This is a genomic window from Yokenella regensburgei (genome assembly GCF_051486985.1).
Taxonomy (GTDB): Bacteria; Pseudomonadota; Gammaproteobacteria; order Enterobacterales; family Enterobacteriaceae; genus CBFFRJ01.
In genome coordinates this window covers 23518-38290 of sequence record NZ_JAHVDV010000035.1, presented here as the reverse complement: position 1 = coordinate 38290, position 14773 = coordinate 23518, and the positions used below count along the sequence as shown (strand labels likewise).

13 protein-coding genes and 1 other RNA gene are annotated in these 14773 nt (G+C 55.1%); 9 read left to right on the top strand and 5 right to left on the bottom strand.

The window, feature by feature from the left end; all coding sequences use genetic code 11:
• Positions 1-17: 17 nt before the first annotated feature.
• Positions 18-629 carry a DUF2238 domain-containing protein gene (locus KXR87_RS19990; RefSeq protein WP_437433961.1) on the top strand — a complete coding sequence of 204 codons (612 nt, stop codon included), beginning with the start codon at positions 18-20 and terminating at the stop codon, positions 627-629.
• Between the two features lie 14 nt (positions 630-643).
• Here KXR87_RS19990 and KXR87_RS19985 read toward each other — a convergent pair whose 3' ends face one another.
• The 3 genes from KXR87_RS19985 to zapA all read right to left on the bottom strand — a co-directional run bounded on the left by KXR87_RS19985 (position 644) and on the right by zapA (position 1822).
• A complete protein-coding gene (locus KXR87_RS19985; protein ID WP_437433960.1) occupies positions 644-1249 on the bottom strand; it encodes a 5-formyltetrahydrofolate cyclo-ligase in 606 nt (201 codons plus the stop codon).
• 18 nt (positions 1250-1267) lie between these two features.
• Positions 1268-1451: non-coding RNA, 6S RNA (gene ssrS, locus KXR87_RS19980), on the bottom strand.
• Between the two features lie 41 nt (positions 1452-1492).
• Positions 1493-1822, bottom strand: coding sequence for a cell division protein ZapA (gene zapA, locus KXR87_RS19975; protein ID WP_437433959.1), 330 nt, complete (start codon positions 1820-1822; stop codon positions 1493-1495).
• Between the two features lie 214 nt (positions 1823-2036).
• Here zapA and KXR87_RS19970 point away from each other — a divergent pair, with 214 nt between their 5' ends.
• From KXR87_RS19970 to KXR87_RS19935, 8 genes are all read left to right on the top strand, one after another.
• Complete coding sequence (locus tag KXR87_RS19970; protein ID WP_437433958.1) at positions 2037-2615, top strand: YecA family protein; 579 nt, start codon at positions 2037-2039, stop codon at positions 2613-2615.
• Between the two features lie 24 nt (positions 2616-2639).
• Positions 2640-3956 (top strand): Xaa-Pro aminopeptidase, encoded by a 1317-nt coding sequence (pepP, locus tag KXR87_RS19965; protein ID WP_437433957.1) that lies wholly within the window; start codon positions 2640-2642, stop codon positions 3954-3956.
• Positions 3953-5131 carry a 2-octaprenyl-6-methoxyphenyl hydroxylase gene (ubiH, locus tag KXR87_RS19960; protein ID WP_437433956.1) on the top strand — a complete coding sequence of 393 codons (1179 nt, stop codon included), beginning with the start codon at positions 3953-3955 and terminating at the stop codon, positions 5129-5131. The genes pepP and ubiH overlap by 4 nt, the downstream gene beginning before the upstream one ends.
• A 28-nt stretch (positions 5132-5159) precedes the next feature.
• A complete protein-coding gene (gene ubiI, locus KXR87_RS19955) occupies positions 5160-6362 on the top strand; it encodes an FAD-dependent 2-octaprenylphenol hydroxylase (protein ID WP_437433955.1) in 1203 nt (400 codons plus the stop codon).
• Positions 6363-6783: 421 nt separating this feature from the next.
• Positions 6784-7878, top strand: coding sequence for a glycine cleavage system aminomethyltransferase GcvT (gene gcvT, locus KXR87_RS19950; RefSeq protein WP_437433954.1), 1095 nt, complete (start codon positions 6784-6786; stop codon positions 7876-7878).
• A gap of 25 nt (positions 7879-7903) precedes the next feature.
• On the top strand, positions 7904-8293 hold the full coding sequence (gcvH, locus tag KXR87_RS19945) for a glycine cleavage system protein GcvH (protein WP_437433953.1): 390 nt from the start codon (positions 7904-7906) through the stop codon (positions 8291-8293).
• Between the two features lie 123 nt (positions 8294-8416).
• On the top strand, positions 8417-11290 hold the full coding sequence (gcvP, locus tag KXR87_RS19940) for an aminomethyl-transferring glycine dehydrogenase (protein WP_437433952.1): 2874 nt from the start codon (positions 8417-8419) through the stop codon (positions 11288-11290).
• 70 nt (positions 11291-11360) lie between these two features.
• A complete protein-coding gene (locus KXR87_RS19935) occupies positions 11361-12104 on the top strand; it encodes an SDR family oxidoreductase (RefSeq protein ID WP_437433951.1) in 744 nt (247 codons plus the stop codon).
• A 351-nt stretch (positions 12105-12455) separates the two neighbouring features.
• Here the strand turns inward: KXR87_RS19935 and KXR87_RS19930 are convergent, their stop codons facing one another.
• Positions 12456-13889: a 6-phospho-beta-glucosidase gene (locus KXR87_RS19930; protein ID WP_437433950.1), complete on the bottom strand. Its 1434-nt coding sequence runs from the start codon at positions 13887-13889 to the stop codon at positions 12456-12458.
• A gap of 119 nt (positions 13890-14008) precedes the next feature.
• Positions 14009-14737, bottom strand: a complete 729-nt coding sequence (locus KXR87_RS19925; RefSeq protein WP_437433981.1) for a MurR/RpiR family transcriptional regulator — start codon at positions 14735-14737, stop codon at positions 14009-14011.
• Positions 14738-14773 lie beyond the last annotated feature (36 nt).

Sequence of the window (14773 nt, the reverse complement as noted above, 5' to 3'; positions counted from 1 at the left end):
GTTCTGTGGCGGGTGTTATGACAAGTACCATGCTAAGAGGCGGCGCATTTATCCTGCTGCTTATTCTCATTTATACCGGTATCAACACTGCCGATAAAATGACCTGGCTTATGGAGGTCATCCCGGTCTGTGTGGTGGTCCCGTTACTGCTATTGACCCGGGTGCGTTATCCACTGACGCCCTTGCTTTATACCCTGATTTTTTTCCATGCGCTGATACTGATCGTGGGCGGAATGTATACCTACGCCAAAGTGCCTGTTGGTTTTGATGTGCAGGCGTGGCTGGGGCTGAGCCGCAACCCCTACGATAAACTGGGCCACTTTTTCCAGGGGCTGGTGCCTGCGCTGGCAGCGCGGGAGATCCTCATCCGTGGCGGCTATGTGCAGGGACGTAAAATGGTCGCGTTTGTGGTGTGCTGCATTGCGCTGGCGATTAGCGCCTTCTATGAGCTGATTGAATGGTGGGCGGCGCTGGCAATGGGGCAGGGCGCGGATGATTTCCTGGGTACGCAGGGCGATCCCTGGGATACGCAATCAGACATGCTGTGCGCGTTACTCGGCGCGCTCACGACGGTGTTCGTGCTGGCACGCTGGCATAACCGGCAGATTCGCCAACTTCCTGCTCAATAAAACATGGCTGCGCGTTACCCGCGCGGCCATTCCCACACCCTTGATGGCGTGACGACCGCAGGGAGTGGAATATCCCACTCTTCGACGGGCAACGCGTCCACCTGCTGACAGTCATGAGCAAATCCTACTGGCTGCACGTTGTAACGCTGCCAGTGTTGCAGCGTACGATCGTAAAAGCCGCCGCCCATACCCAGCCGCTGCCCCTGTTCGTCGAAGGCGACGAGCGGGGTGACTAACACATCGAGCTTGTCGAGCGGCAGCACGTCGCGCACATCCAGCTTCGGCTCCTGAATTTTCAGACGATTCACTACCAGTTCACTATGTGGGTGGTAGTGCAGGAACAGCAAATTCCCCGGACTGAACGGGTGCAATACCGGAAGATAGACGCGTTTGCCGCTGCGCCATAGCTGCGCTATCAAAGGCCGCGTATCCAGTTCTCCGTCAAATGAGAGAAAGAGGGCAATGGTATGCGCCATCAGTACCGGTGGGTAAGCCATCATGCGTGCTGCGGCTTGTTCAGAAAGCTGCGTTTGTTGCTCAGAGGTCAGTGCCCGGCGACGTTGCCGTATCTCTTTGCGGATGTTCTGTCGGGAGGTGAGCGTTTCAACGAGTTGAGTCATGGTAGTGCAAGAAAGAAGGGGATCTCCGAGATGCCGCCGCAGGCTGTAACCCTTGAACCCTTGGTTCAAGGTGAATGTGTCGTCATGGTTTTAAGGCTTCTCGGACGGACCGAGCATGCTCACCAACCATGGAGCGCCACATTCTTGTGGTATGAAATATCGGCTCAGGGGACTGGCCCGCTTGCGAACATCTCAGAGAAATTTTGTCTTCACGGTCACTCTACCATAGTAGACCCTGAAGTGTTATTCAAACTTCTGACCCGGTCTGTCGGATATGCGACCCTGATCAAGCAATGCCTGTTCGATGGTCTGTTGAAGCATCCGAATACGCTGTTCCATGCTGGAGGCGTAGTCACGGGTTTTCGTCTTTTCCTGAGCCAGTTCGTAGCTAATATTCAACGCTGCGATAAAGACTAACTGCTCAGTATTGGTGACTCTAGTGCGAACTTTCAGATCTTGCAACCGCTGATTCAGATCCTCCGCGGCCTGATTTAACGCATCTTGCTGTTCAGGCGGGCAATTCACTCGCAGTGAACGGCCAAAAATTTGGATATCGACGGGTTGTGCAGACATGCCACCTTCCTGCTGTTTGACTGCGCTCTGCCTTCGCAACCGAGTCCAGGCTGCGAAGGGGCGTCACTATAGCCACCCTGGAGAGAGGATTCAAGCTCTTTGCTATACCTTTAAGTACATGCAAACGCATGTAACGTGAAGTACGACGGGTATATCACCAGGGTCCAAAGTGGTAGCATACCATGAATATTCTCCCCAACGGCGACGAATGCGAATGTCTATACAGAACGAAATACCTGGTTACAACGATGTTGGTAAGTTACTCAACCAACAGGGCGTGGGACTTATCCCCGCCGAGATGCATGGACTGATTGCCGGCATGCTGTGCGGTGGCAACGGCGACGCCAGCTGGCAGCCGATGTTACATGACCTCACCAACGAAGGTCTGGCGTTTGGTCATGAGCTTGCCGAGGCCTTGCGCAATATGCATGCCGCGACCAGCGACTCACTGGAAGATGATGGTTTTCTCTTCCAGCTCTATTTACCTAATGGTGATGATGTCAGCGTGTTCGATCGTGCTGATGCCCTTGCCGGTTGGGTAAACCACTTCCTGCTGGGGCTTGGCGTCACGCAGCCAAAACTGGATAAAGTGACCGGCGAAACGGGCGAAGCGATTGATGATTTACGTAACATCGCGCAACTCGGTTACGACGAAGAGGAAGATCAGGAAGAGCTGGAAATGTCTCTGGAAGAGATAATTGAATACGTACGTGTCGCCGCGCTGCTGTGCCATGATTCATTCACACGCCAGCAACCTACGGCTCCTGAAGTGCGTAAACCTACCCTGCATTAATGTGTCTCGTCTACTGGAGGTGTCATGACACAGCCTGAGTTTCTCCGTCGCCGTCAGGCCTTGCTTGCGCAAATGGCCCCCGCCAGCGCGGCGCTTGTTTTTGCAGCACCGGAAGCCACCCGCAGTGCCGATAGTGAATATCCCTATCGGCAGAACAGCGATTTTTGGTACTTCACTGGCTTTAACGAACCGGAAGCGGTGCTGGTGCTGATCAAAAGTGATGACACTCACAACCACAGCGTGGTGTTCAACCGTATTCGGGATAAAAACGCGGAGATCTGGTTTGGCCGCCGTCTGGGCCAGGAGGCCGCGCCAGAAAAGCTGGCGGTTGACAGAGCGCTGCCGTTCCCTGAAATCGGTAAGCACCTGCCTGCGCTGCTGAATGGTCTGGATACGGTTTACCACGCTCAGGGCGAATATGCTTATGCTGATGACATCCTCTTCGCCGCGCTCGACACATTGCGTAAAGGCTCGCGACAAAATCTGACGGCGCCAGGTACGCTGACAGACTGGCGACCCATTGTGCACAATTTGCGCCTGTTTAAATCTCCCGAAGAAATCGCCGTGATGCGCCGCGCCGGTGAAATTTCTGCGCTGGCCCATACGCGGGCGATGCAAGCCTGCAGGCCTGGCATGTATGAATATCAGCTCGAAGGTGAAATTCATCACGAGTTTAACCGCCACGGCGCGCGTTTTCCCTCCTATAACACCATTGTCGGTGCCGGGGAAAACGGCTGTATTCTGCATTACACCGAAAACGAGAGCGTCATGCGCGATGGCGATCTGGTGTTGATTGACGCCGGGTGTGAATACCAGGGCTACGCCGGTGACATCACCCGTACTTTCCCGGTGAACGGCAAATTCACCCCGGCGCAGCGTGAAGTCTATGACATCGTACTGGAATCCCTTGAAACAGCACTACGCCTGTTTCGCCCCGGTACTTCCATTCAGGAGGTGACCGGCGAGGTGGTGCGCATCATGATTCGCGGGCTGGTTAAGCTTGGGATTCTGCACGGCGATATTGAAATCCTGATCGCAGAAAATGCCCATCGTCCCTACTTTATGCATGGCCTGAGCCACTGGCTGGGTCTGGATGTCCATGATGTCGGCGTTTACGGACAGGAGCGCTCCCGTGTGCTTGAGCCCGGTATGGTTATCACCGTTGAACCCGGCCTTTATATCTCACCCGATGCTGACGTACCTGCTGCCTACAAAGGCATCGGTATTCGTATTGAAGATGACATCGTCATTACCGAAGACGGCAATGAAAACCTCACTGCCAGTGTCGTCAAGCGTGCGGATGATATTGAGGCCTTAATGGCGGCGGCACGTCACTTATGAGCGTGATTATTGTCGGTGGCGGCATGACGGGCGCGACCTTTGCGCTGGCCATCTCACACTTAACCAAAGGGCGCCTGCCCGTGCATCTGGTGGAGGCTCGTGCGCCCGAGGCCAACCATCATCCTGGTTTTGACGCCCGCGCCATTGCGCTGGCGGCAGGCACCTGCCAGCAGCTCGCGCGCGTTGGGATCTGGTCGCATATTGCGAAAAACGCCACACCGATTACCACGGTGCACGTCAGCGATCGCGGGCATGCGGGTTTTGTGACCCTTAGCGCGCAGGATTATCGTATCGAGGCTCTCGGACAGGTGGTCGAGCTGCATGATGTCGGTCAGACCCTGTTTTCACTTCTGCGGCGTGCGCCTGGCGTCACGCTGCACTGCCCGGCCCGGGTCAGGAGCTTTACGCGCGACGAGCAGCAGGTCAGCGTAACGCTGGATGAGGGCGAGGTGATTAACGGCAGTTTGCTGGTGGCGGCAGACGGCTCCCGTTCGGCGCTGGGGGCGCAGTGTGGTATTCACTGGCATCAGGTGCCTTATCAGCAGGTAGCCATTATTGCCAATGTCACCACTGCGCTGGCGCATCAGGGGCGCGCGTTCGAACGTTTCACCTCTCACGGGCCATTGGCTATGCTTCCTATGTCTCAGGGCCGCTCTTCGCTGGTGTGGTGTCATCCTCTGGAAAAAGAGCACAGCGTATTGAGCTGGAGTGATGAGAAATTTTGCCACGAGCTGCAAAAGGCCTTTGGCTGGCGACTCGGCAAAATCGTGCATGCCGGTGCACGCAGTGCTTATCCGCTGGCGTTGACGACTGCCTCGTCACCTGTTTCCCACCGTACCGTCCTGGTCGGTAATGCTGCCCAGACGCTTCATCCCATCGCGGGGCAGGGGTTCAACCTGGGTATGCGGGATGTCATGACGCTCGCAGAAACGGTGGCTGAAGCCTGGAGTGCCCAAAACGATGTGGGCGGATATTCGGTTCTTACGCGTTACCGCGATCGCCGTTACGCCGACAAGCTGGCGACCATCGGGGTGACAGATGGATTAGTGCATCTGTTTGCTAACCAATGGGCACCCCTGGTCGTGGGGCGTAACGCGGGATTGATGGCAATGGAATTATTTACCCCGGCGCGTGATGCGCTGGCGCAGCGCACCCTTGGTTGGGTGGCGCGTTAAGGCCTGACTCAGGCTTCTGGAGCGAAGTGTGCAAAGTGTTGATGTGGCAATTGTTGGCGGCGGCATGGTCGGGCTGGCGCTGGCGTGTGGGTTGCAGGGGAGTGGTCTGCGCGTAGCCGTACTGGAGCAGCAGGCGCCCGTGCCGGTTCATGATGAAGACGCGCCACAGCTTCGCGTGTCAGCCATTAACGCTGCCAGTGAAAAACTCCTCTCCCGTCTGGGTGTCTGGTCAGCTATTACCGCTCGTCGGGTGAGCTGCTATCACGGCATGGAAGTGTGGGACAAAGACAGCTTCGGGCGTATTGCGTTTGACGATGCGAGTCTGGGCTACAGTCATCTCGGGCATATCGTCGAGAACGGCATTATTCAGCAGGCACTCTGGGAGAAGGCGCAGCAGTGTTCTGACGTCACGCTGACGGTTCCGGCGGCATTGCAGCAGGTAGCGTGGGGCGAGAATGAAGCCTTTATCACGCTTCAGGACGGCAATATGCTTACTGCTCGTCTGGTGGTTGGCGCTGATGGCGCGAACTCCTGGCTGCGCAACAAAGCGGACATTCCACTCACCTTCTGGGATTATGGCCACCACGCGATGGTCGCGACCATCCGCACCGTAGAATCTCATGAAGGGGTGGCGCGTCAGGTCTTCCATGATAAAAGTATTCTTGCTTTTTTGCCGCTGGCGGACCCGCATCTCTGCTCGATTGTCTGGTCTCTTCCCCCCGAACAGGCTGACAGGCTGCAGAAGCTCAGTGATGATGAGTTTAACCAGGCGCTTTGCGTTGCATTTGATAATCGTCTGGGGTTGTGCCGCGTTGAGAGCGAGCGGCAGATTTACCCGCTGACCGGTCGCTACGCGCGCCAGTTTGCCGGTCACCGCTTCGCGCTGGTGGGCGATGCTGCTCACACCATTCATCCTCTTGCCGGTCAGGGGGTAAATCTTGGCTTCATGGATGCAGCGGAGCTGATTACCGAGTTGCGCCGTTTGCATAGCCAGGGGAAAGACATTGGTCAGCATATGTATCTGCGTCGCTATGAGCGTAGCCGCAAGCACAGCGCGGCGGTAATGCTCGCAGGAATGCAGGGTTTTCGTGAGCTTTTCACCGGCACCCATCCGGCGAAGAAGTTGCTGCGCGATATCGGCCTCAAAATGGCCGACACGCTTCCGGGTGTTAAACCGCAGCTGTTGCGCCAGGCAATGGGCTTAAACGATCTCCCGGAGTGGTTACGTTAACTCCGTCACATTTCCCTTTCCGGTAACGGAAAGGGAACCCACCGCCTCATTTGAAAAATTCTAATTTCACCGCATTTTTCAGATTAGATATTCTCATGTCTTGTTTTTTCGGATTCGGGAAAAATATCGTTTTTAAAGCGCTAACAACTGCCTATTGGCGGTTTCGAGTCTGACAGACTTTCTTAATTCTTCATGATTCCTGTTTTAACGGAATAATATTCTGTCGATGCTCCTGGCGAAAATGGTCATAAGCTAATCTGATGACCCATTTTCTCTTATGGTTAAGCGCCGCTTTCGGTGATAAGTTCAGGCAAAAGTGAACGTTTGCGTCGGCAACCTGAAGTGGTGTTGATGCGCTCTCGTGCGGTGATTTTTTCGCCCCGGGACAACGTTATAGCCCCGCTTATTCGACGAGGAAAAGATGGCTCAGCAGACACCTTTATATGAACAACATACGCTGTGCGGCGCCCGCATGGTGGATTTCCACGGCTGGATGATGCCACTGCATTATGGTTCGCAGATAGATGAGCACCACACGGTGCGAACCGATGCCGGTATGTTCGATGTCTCGCACATGACAATTGTCGATCTTCGGGGCAGCCGCACCCGCGAATTCCTGCGTTATCTGTTGGCCAACGACGTCGCAAAACTTACCCAACCTGGCAAAGCGCTCTACAGCGGAATGCTAAATGCCTCAGGTGGCGTTATTGATGACCTCATCGTTTATTACTTTACCGAAGATTATTTCCGCCTCGTTGTAAACTCCGCCACCCGCGAAAAAGATCTCTCCTGGATAACCCAACACGCCGAACCTTTTGCCATCGACCTTACCGTCCGTGATGATCTGTCGCTGATTGCCGTTCAGGGGCCAAATGCGCAGGCCAAAGCTGCCACGCTGTTCAGCGACGAGCAGCGACACGCCGTTGAAGGCATGAAGCCCTTCTTTGGCGTTGAAACCGGCGATCTGTTTATTGCCACCACGGGCTATACCGGTGAAGCGGGTTATGAAATTGCGCTGCCGAATGAGAAAGCCGCAGATTTCTGGCAGGCGCTGGTTGCCGCTGGCGTCAGGCCATGTGGTCTGGGGGCTCGCGACACACTGCGTCTGGAGGCGGGCATGAATCTGTACGGCCAGGAGATGGATGAAGGCGTTTCACCGCTGGCAGCCAATATGGGCTGGACCATCGCATGGGAACCAGCCGGGCGTGACTTTATCGGACGTGAAGCGCTTGAAGCCCAACGCGAGAAGGGCACCGAACAGCTGGTCGGCCTGGTGATGACCGAAAAAGGGGTGCTGCGCAACGAACTCCCGGTGCGTTTTACCGATGTACACGGTAACGCGCAGGAAGGTGTGATAACCAGCGGAACCTTCTCGCCAACCCTTGGCTACAGTATTGCACTGGCGCGCGTGCCGGCGGGGATTGGTGATACGGCCATCGTCCAGATCCGTAACCGTGAAATGCCTGTCAAAGTGACCAAACCTGTTTTTGTACGCGCTGGCAAAGCCGTCGCGTGATTCATTCTTATTTGGAGATTTTGTGATGAGCAACGTACCTGCAGAACTGAAATACAGCAAAGAGCATGAGTGGCTGCGCAAAGAAGCGGACGGTTCTTATACCGTCGGTATTACCGAGCACGCGCAGGAGTTACTGGGCGATATGGTGTTTGTCGACCTGCCTGAAGTGGGCGCGACCGTTGCCGCGGGCGACGACTGTGCTGTTGCCGAATCGGTAAAAGCCGCCTCTGACATCTATGCGCCAGTAAGCGGTGAGATTGTTGCAGTAAACGATGCGCTGAGTGATTCTCCGGAGCTGGTGAATAGCGAGCCGTATGGCGAAGGCTGGATTTTCAAAATCAAAGCCAGTGACGAAACGGAAGTTGATGCGCTGCTGGATGCAACCGCCTACGCCGCACTGTTAGAAGACGAGTAATCGCTTTTCGCCCTCTCCCTTTGGGAGAGGGCCGGGTGAGGTGCCAACCTTCCCCTCACCCTAACCCTCTGCCAAAGGGCGAGGGAACACTTAATTCACTGCACGTTTCAGGAACCATCGCTCATGACACAGACTTTAAGCCAGCTTGAAAACCGTGGCGCTTTTATTGAACGTCACATCGGGCCGGATGCTCAGCAGCAGCAGGAGATGCTGAACACCATTGGTGCGGATTCATTACAGGATCTGATTGGCCAGATTGTCCCGAAAGACATCCAGCTTGCCACGCCGCCACAGGTGGGAGAGGCCGCTACCGAGTTCGCGGCGCTTGCGGAGCTGAAAGCGATTGCCGGTCGCAACAAGCGCTTTAAGTCTTATATTGGCATGGGCTACACCGCCGTGCAGTTACCGCCGGTTATCCTGCGCAATATGCTGGAGAATCCCGGCTGGTATACCGCCTATACGCCTTATCAGCCGGAAGTGTCTCAAGGTCGTCTGGAAGCACTGCTTAATTTCCAGCAGGTGACTTTAGATTTAACCGGGCTGGATATCGCCTCTGCCTCACTGCTGGACGAAGCCACTGCGGCTGCTGAAGCAATGGCGATGGCCAAACGCGTCAGTAAGCTTAAGGGGGCCACCCGCTTCTTCGTTGCCGCCGATGTTCACCCGCAAACCCTGGATGTGGTACGCACCCGCGCTGAAACCTTTGGCTTTGACGTCATCGTTGATGAGGCGAACAAAGTGCTGGATCACCAGGATGTCTTCGGCGTGCTGCTGCAACAGGTGGGGACCACCGGGGAAGTGCATGACTACAGCGCGCTGATTGCCGAACTGAAAGCCCGCAAAGTGGTCGTGAGCGTGGCGGCCGACATTATGGCGCTGGTGCTGTTAACGGCGCCGGGTAAACAGGGTGCCGATATCGTCTTCGGCTCCGCACAGCGCTTTGGCGTGCCGATGGGCTACGGTGGCCCGCATGCGGCCTTCTTTGCGGCAAAAGATGAATTCAAACGCTCGATGCCAGGCCGTATCATCGGTGTCTCGAAAGATGCGGCGGGTAATACGGCGCTACGCATGGCGATGCAAACCCGCGAGCAGCATATCCGTCGCGAAAAAGCGAACTCCAACATCTGTACTTCACAGGTGCTGCTGGCCAATATCGCCAGCCTCTATGCGGTTTATCATGGCCCGATTGGCCTGAAGCGAATCGCCGGTCGTATCCACCGTCTCACCGACATTCTGGCGACAGGTCTGCAGCAAAAAGGGCTGAAGCTGCGTCATGCTCACTACTTCGACACCCTGTGTGTGGAGGTGGCGGATAAAGCCGCCGTACTGGCACGTGCACAAGCCGCAGAGATCAACCTGCGCAGCGATACTATCAACGCCGTGGGTATCACCCTGGATGAAACCACCACGCGTGCCGATATTCAGGCGCTGTTCGCGGTGGTACTGGGCGATGCAAACGGACTGGACATCGATGTGCTGGACAAAGACGTCGCTCATGACAGCCGCTCGGTGCCTGCCGCCATGCTGCGTGACGATGCCATCCTGAGCCACCCGGTATTCAATCGCTATCACAGCGAAACTGAAATGATGCGTTATATGCACGCTCTGGAGCGCAAAGATCTGGCGCTCAACCAGGCGATGATCCCCCTGGGCTCCTGCACCATGAAGCTGAACGCCGCAGCGGAAATGATCCCCATCACCTGGCCGGAATTTGCGGAATTACATCCCTTCTGCCCGCCAGAACAGGCGGAAGGTTATCACCAGATGATCAACCAGCTCTCCGACTGGCTGGTAAAACTGACCGGGTACGATGCGCTCTGTATGCAGCCTAACTCCGGCGCGCAGGGGGAATACGCGGGCCTGCTGGCGATCCGTCACTACCATGAAAGCCGTAACGAAGGCCACCGTGATATCTGTCTGATACCGAGTTCTGCCCACGGCACCAACCCGGCCTCTGCTCAGATGGCGGGCATGCAGGTTGTGGTGGTCGCGTGCGACAAAAACGGCAACATCGATCTGGCCGACCTGCGTGCGAAAGCGGAACAGACCGGGGCAAACCTCTCCTGCATTATGGTGACCTACCCCTCAACACACGGTGTGTACGAAGAGACCATCCGTGAAGTGTGCGACATCGTGCATCAGTATGGCGGTCAGGTTTATCTTGACGGCGCGAACATGAACGCGCAGGTGGGGATCACGTCACCGGACTTTATCGGCGCAGACGTTTCCCACCTTAACCTGCATAAAACCTTCTGCATTCCACACGGCGGTGGCGGTCCGGGTATGGGGCCAATCGGGGTGAAAGCTCACCTTGCTCCGTTCGTTCCAGGACACAGCGTGGTACAGATAGAAGGTATGCTGACCCGCCAGGGCGCGGTCTCTGCGGCCCCCTTTGGCAGCGCCTCTATTCTGCCGATCAGCTGGATGTACATCCGCATGATGGGGGCTGAAGGGCTCAAACAAGCCAGTTCCGTTGCCATTCTGAATGCCAACTACATTGCCGCCCGCCTGAAAGCAGCCTTCCCGGTACTTTATACGGGGCGTGACGGGCATGTGGCTCACGAATGTATTCTCGACATTCGTCCGCTGAAAGAGGAGACCGGTATCAGCGAACTGGATATCGCCAAGCGCCTCATCGACTACGGCTTCCATGCGCCAACCATGTCCTTCCCGGTTGCCGGCACCCTGATGGTTGAACCGACGGAATCAGAAGGCAAAGCTGAACTGGATCGGTTTATCGACGCGATGCTGGCGATCCGCGCAGAGATTGAGCGTGTGAAAGCAGGGGAGTGGTCGCTGACAGACAACCCACTGGTCAATGCGCCGCATACCCAGAACGAACTGGCGGCGGAGTGGAGCCATGCGTATAGCCGAGAACTGGCGGTCTTCCCTGCGGGCGTGGCAAACAAGTACTGGCCGACGGTGAAGCGTCTGGATGACGTCTACGGCGACCGCAATCTGTTCTGCTCCTGCGTGCCGATGAGTGACTATCAGTAAATAAATCACACTATACTTCTGGCCGGGTCAGTGTTTGCTGCACCCGGCTTTTTTATTGGGAGAATGAAAAGTGGCAATTGCACTGGTGACCGGCGCAAGTCGGGGGATTGGCAAAGCAACGGCATTACAACTTGGCGCTGAAGGTTATACGGTGGCGGTGAATTATCAACAGAATGCACAGGCTGCGCAGTCGGTGGCAGACGCAATTGTGGCTGCAGGGGGCAGGGCGTTTGTAGTGCAGGCGGATATTGGCGATGAAGCGCAGGTTGTGGCAATGTTTCAGCGTCTTGATCAAGAGGGAGAGCCCCTTACCGCACTGGTGAACAACGCCGGCATTCTGTTTACCCAAAGTCGTGTGGAAGCACTGTCGGCAGAGCGTATCAACCAGGTATTGCGGACCAACGTGACGGGCACTTTTCTCTGCTGCCGCGAAGCCATCAAACGCATGACGCGCCAGCATGGCGGGCAGGGCGGCGCGATTGTGAACGTCTCCTCAGCTGGTGCCAGGCTGGGATCGCCGGGGGAGTATGTCGACTATGCGGCTTCAAAAGGGGCGATGGACACGCTTACCACCGGGCTTTCGCTTGAAGTGGCGGCACAGGGCATTCGCGTGAACAGTGTGCGTCCGGGATTTATCTATACGGATATGCATGCATCCGGCGGTGAACCGGGTCGAGTGGATCGGGTTAAAGCCTCTTTGCCGATGCAGCGCGGCGGCCAGCCGGAAGAGGTGGCGCAGGCCATTGTATGGCTACTAAGCGAGAAAGCGTCCTATGTAACGGGAAGCTTTATTGAACTGGCGGGCGGGAAGTAAGCGGCAGTGCCTCACTCCGGCCTTCTTGCAAACGAACGAGGGGGAAATCGGTTGAGCCAGTACCGCGCCGAAGGGTTTCTCCTCCGAAGGGGCTGAGAAATCGTGAGTAATATGAGATTTTGCAGCGATATCTATGTGCAATGAGAATAAAACAGTTATCGCCCTGGCACGTTCACGGGTTCTGGTGTGACAGAGAAGCAAGGAACATAAGATGAACGGAATGCCCTCAGAGCCGCATGTTTCCCCTCACCCTGACCCTCTCCCCAGAGGGGAGAGGGGACTGCCCGTGCTCGTATTTTTTATGGGGATCCCTCAACCTGTCGGGTGAAGGTCACAATGAGGAAATCCCGGTCAGATACTCTCGCCGTTGCTGGCGATCACGGTTTTATACCAGTCAAAGCTCTTCTTACGGGAACGGGACATGTCGCCGGTGCCGTCGTCGTGCTTGTTCACATAGATGAAGCCGTAGCGTTTGCTGTACTGACCGGTGGTGAAGGAGACGCAGTCGATGCAGCCCCACGGGGTATAACCCATCAGCTCTACGCCGTCATAAGTGACCGCTTCCACCATCTCTTTAACGTGAGCACGCAGGTAATCGATACGATAGTCGTCGTTGATGCTGCCATCTTCTTCCACTTTATCGTAAGCGCCAAAACCGTTTTCTACGATGAACAGCGGTTTCTGGTAACGCTCGTAAAGTTCGCAAAGTGCGTAACGCAGGCCTACCGGGTCAATCTGCCAGCCCCAGTCAGAGGCTTTCACGTGCGGGTTCGGCACGCTGCCCTGGAAGCCAGAGATAGCATCACCGGTACCGCCTTCAGCTTTCACTGCGTTGGTCATGTAGTAGCTGAAGCCCAGGTAATCGCAGGTGCCTTCGCGCAGAGCCTGCTCGTCACCGGCTTCCATCCGAATGTTGAAGCCACGGCGTTCCCACTCATTCAGCACGTAGGAAGGGTAGTAACCACGCAACTGCACGTCGGTGAAGACGTAGCGTTGACGCATGGATTCCTGAGCAAACATCACATCTTCTGGTTTGCAGGAGAACGGATACAACGGCACCATCGCCAGCATGCAGCCAATCTGCATCTCCGGGTTGATGCGGTGGCCAATTTTCACCGCCAGCGCGCTTGCCACAAACTGGTGGTGCAGCACCTGGTACATGGTCTCTTCCGGATTTTCATGGTCGGTATAGACCACGCCGGAACAGCAGTAGCCAAACAGCGGTGCGCGCCAGTTACGCTGGTTGTTGATCTCGTTAAAGGTCATCCAGTATTTGACCTTGGTTTTATAACGTTCAAAGACCACTTCAGCGAAGCGAACAAAGAAATCAACGACTTTACGGTTAGTCCAGCCGCCGTACTCCTGCACCAGATGCAGTGGCATCTCGAAGTGTGAGAGGGTGATAACCGGTTCGATGTTATATTTGAGCAGCTCGTCAAACATATCATCATAGAATTTCAGACCTTCTTCATTCGGCTGCAGTTCATCCCCTTTCGGGAAGATGCGGGTCCAGGCGATGGAGGTACGGAAGCATTTGAAGCCCATCTCAGCGAAGAGTTTGATGTCTTCTTTGTAGTGGCTGTAGAAGTCGACGGCTTCGTGGTTCGGATAGTATTTCCCTTCGATGACGTCCTGAGTAATTTCACGCGGTACGCCGTGTGCGCCACCGGTCAGTACATCACAGATACTCGGGCCTTTACCGCCTTTATCCCAGCCGCCTTCAACCTGATGCGCAGCAACCGCGCCGCCCCATAAAAAATCTTTTGGTAAGGTTAGTTTTTTCATTATCGCTCGTCCCGCTTAATTAATTTCTGCGCTCGAGTCTAACAAAGGGAATAAAAATGTCACGATATAACAAATTACCGCAGCGGTAATTTGTTACATCAAAAAAACAGCATGTTTTTTTATGCTATTTTTCTCGCCAGTTTGCGGCCAAGAGATTCAAGAATATAAATGACCGGGATCTGAGTCGTAATATCATACACCCCGGCAATGCGGGTTTGGGGGACATGCCAGGAGAGATTGAAGTCGGCGAGCTTCGCCAGACGGGAGTGTTCGTGGCTGGTTATCGACAACACTTTGCAGTGGTGAAGGCTGAACTGGCTGGCGAAACGCAGGATCTCTTCCGTTTCGCCAGAGACGGAAAGCACAATAGCCAGCGCATTTCTTGCCATATCATTAGTGACCGGAAAATAAGGGTCATCAATATGGTTGCTAAACTTTCCAATATTTGAAAAAAATCGCGCGCCATATTTAGCCAGCGCACCGGAAGTCCCTGCACCAACAAATATAATGCGTTCTGATGATAATATTATTTCAACGGCCTTATCCAAAAGAATATCAAAATCATCGTTATTGACGCTTTTAAAAAAACTAATAATTTCGCTTGCGCCGAAATTAGGTTGCTGAGGTTCATTCTGCTCTAAATATAATTTAAAGCGCACGCGAAATTCGGAATAACCTTCGCAGTGCAGTTTGCGGCAGAAGCGCAGCACCGTGGTGGTGGAGACGCCTGCGCCGTCGGCCAGTTCACGGATAGTCATGTACATCACTTTGTCACGGTTTTTGACGACATAGTTGTAGACCATCATCTCAAGATTGTTGAGACTGGCAATGGCGGCGTGGGAGAACATACTCACGGTGTCTGGTACTCACTTATCAGATTTCTC

Bases quoted from the DNA above. Each gene is read 5' to 3' on its own strand.
- pepP (WP_437433957.1), top strand. From the start codon at position 2,640: ATGACACAGCCTGAGTTTCTCCGTCGCCGTCAGGCCTTGCTTGCGCAA.
- gcvT (WP_437433954.1), top strand. From the start codon at position 6,784: ATGGCTCAGCAGACACCTTTATATGAACAACATACGCTGTGCGGCGCC.
- KXR87_RS19985 (WP_437433960.1), bottom strand. From the start codon at position 1,249: ATGACTCAACTCGTTGAAACGCTCACCTCCCGACAGAACATCCGCAAA.
- KXR87_RS19925 (WP_437433981.1), bottom strand. From the start codon at position 14,737: ATGTTCTCCCACGCCGCCATTGCCAGTCTCAACAATCTTGAGATGATG.
- KXR87_RS19970 (WP_437433958.1), top strand. From the start codon at position 2,037: ATGTCTATACAGAACGAAATACCTGGTTACAACGATGTTGGTAAGTTA.
- KXR87_RS19930 (WP_437433950.1), bottom strand. From the start codon at position 13,889: ATGAAAAAACTAACCTTACCAAAAGATTTTTTATGGGGCGGCGCGGTT.
- KXR87_RS19990 (WP_437433961.1), top strand. From the start codon at position 18: ATGACAAGTACCATGCTAAGAGGCGGCGCATTTATCCTGCTGCTTATT.
- gcvP (WP_437433952.1), top strand. From the start codon at position 8,417: ATGACACAGACTTTAAGCCAGCTTGAAAACCGTGGCGCTTTTATTGAA.
- zapA (WP_437433959.1), bottom strand. From the start codon at position 1,822: ATGTCTGCACAACCCGTCGATATCCAAATTTTTGGCCGTTCACTGCGA.
- ubiH (WP_437433956.1), top strand. From the start codon at position 3,953: ATGAGCGTGATTATTGTCGGTGGCGGCATGACGGGCGCGACCTTTGCG.
- gcvH (WP_437433953.1), top strand. From the start codon at position 7,904: ATGAGCAACGTACCTGCAGAACTGAAATACAGCAAAGAGCATGAGTGG.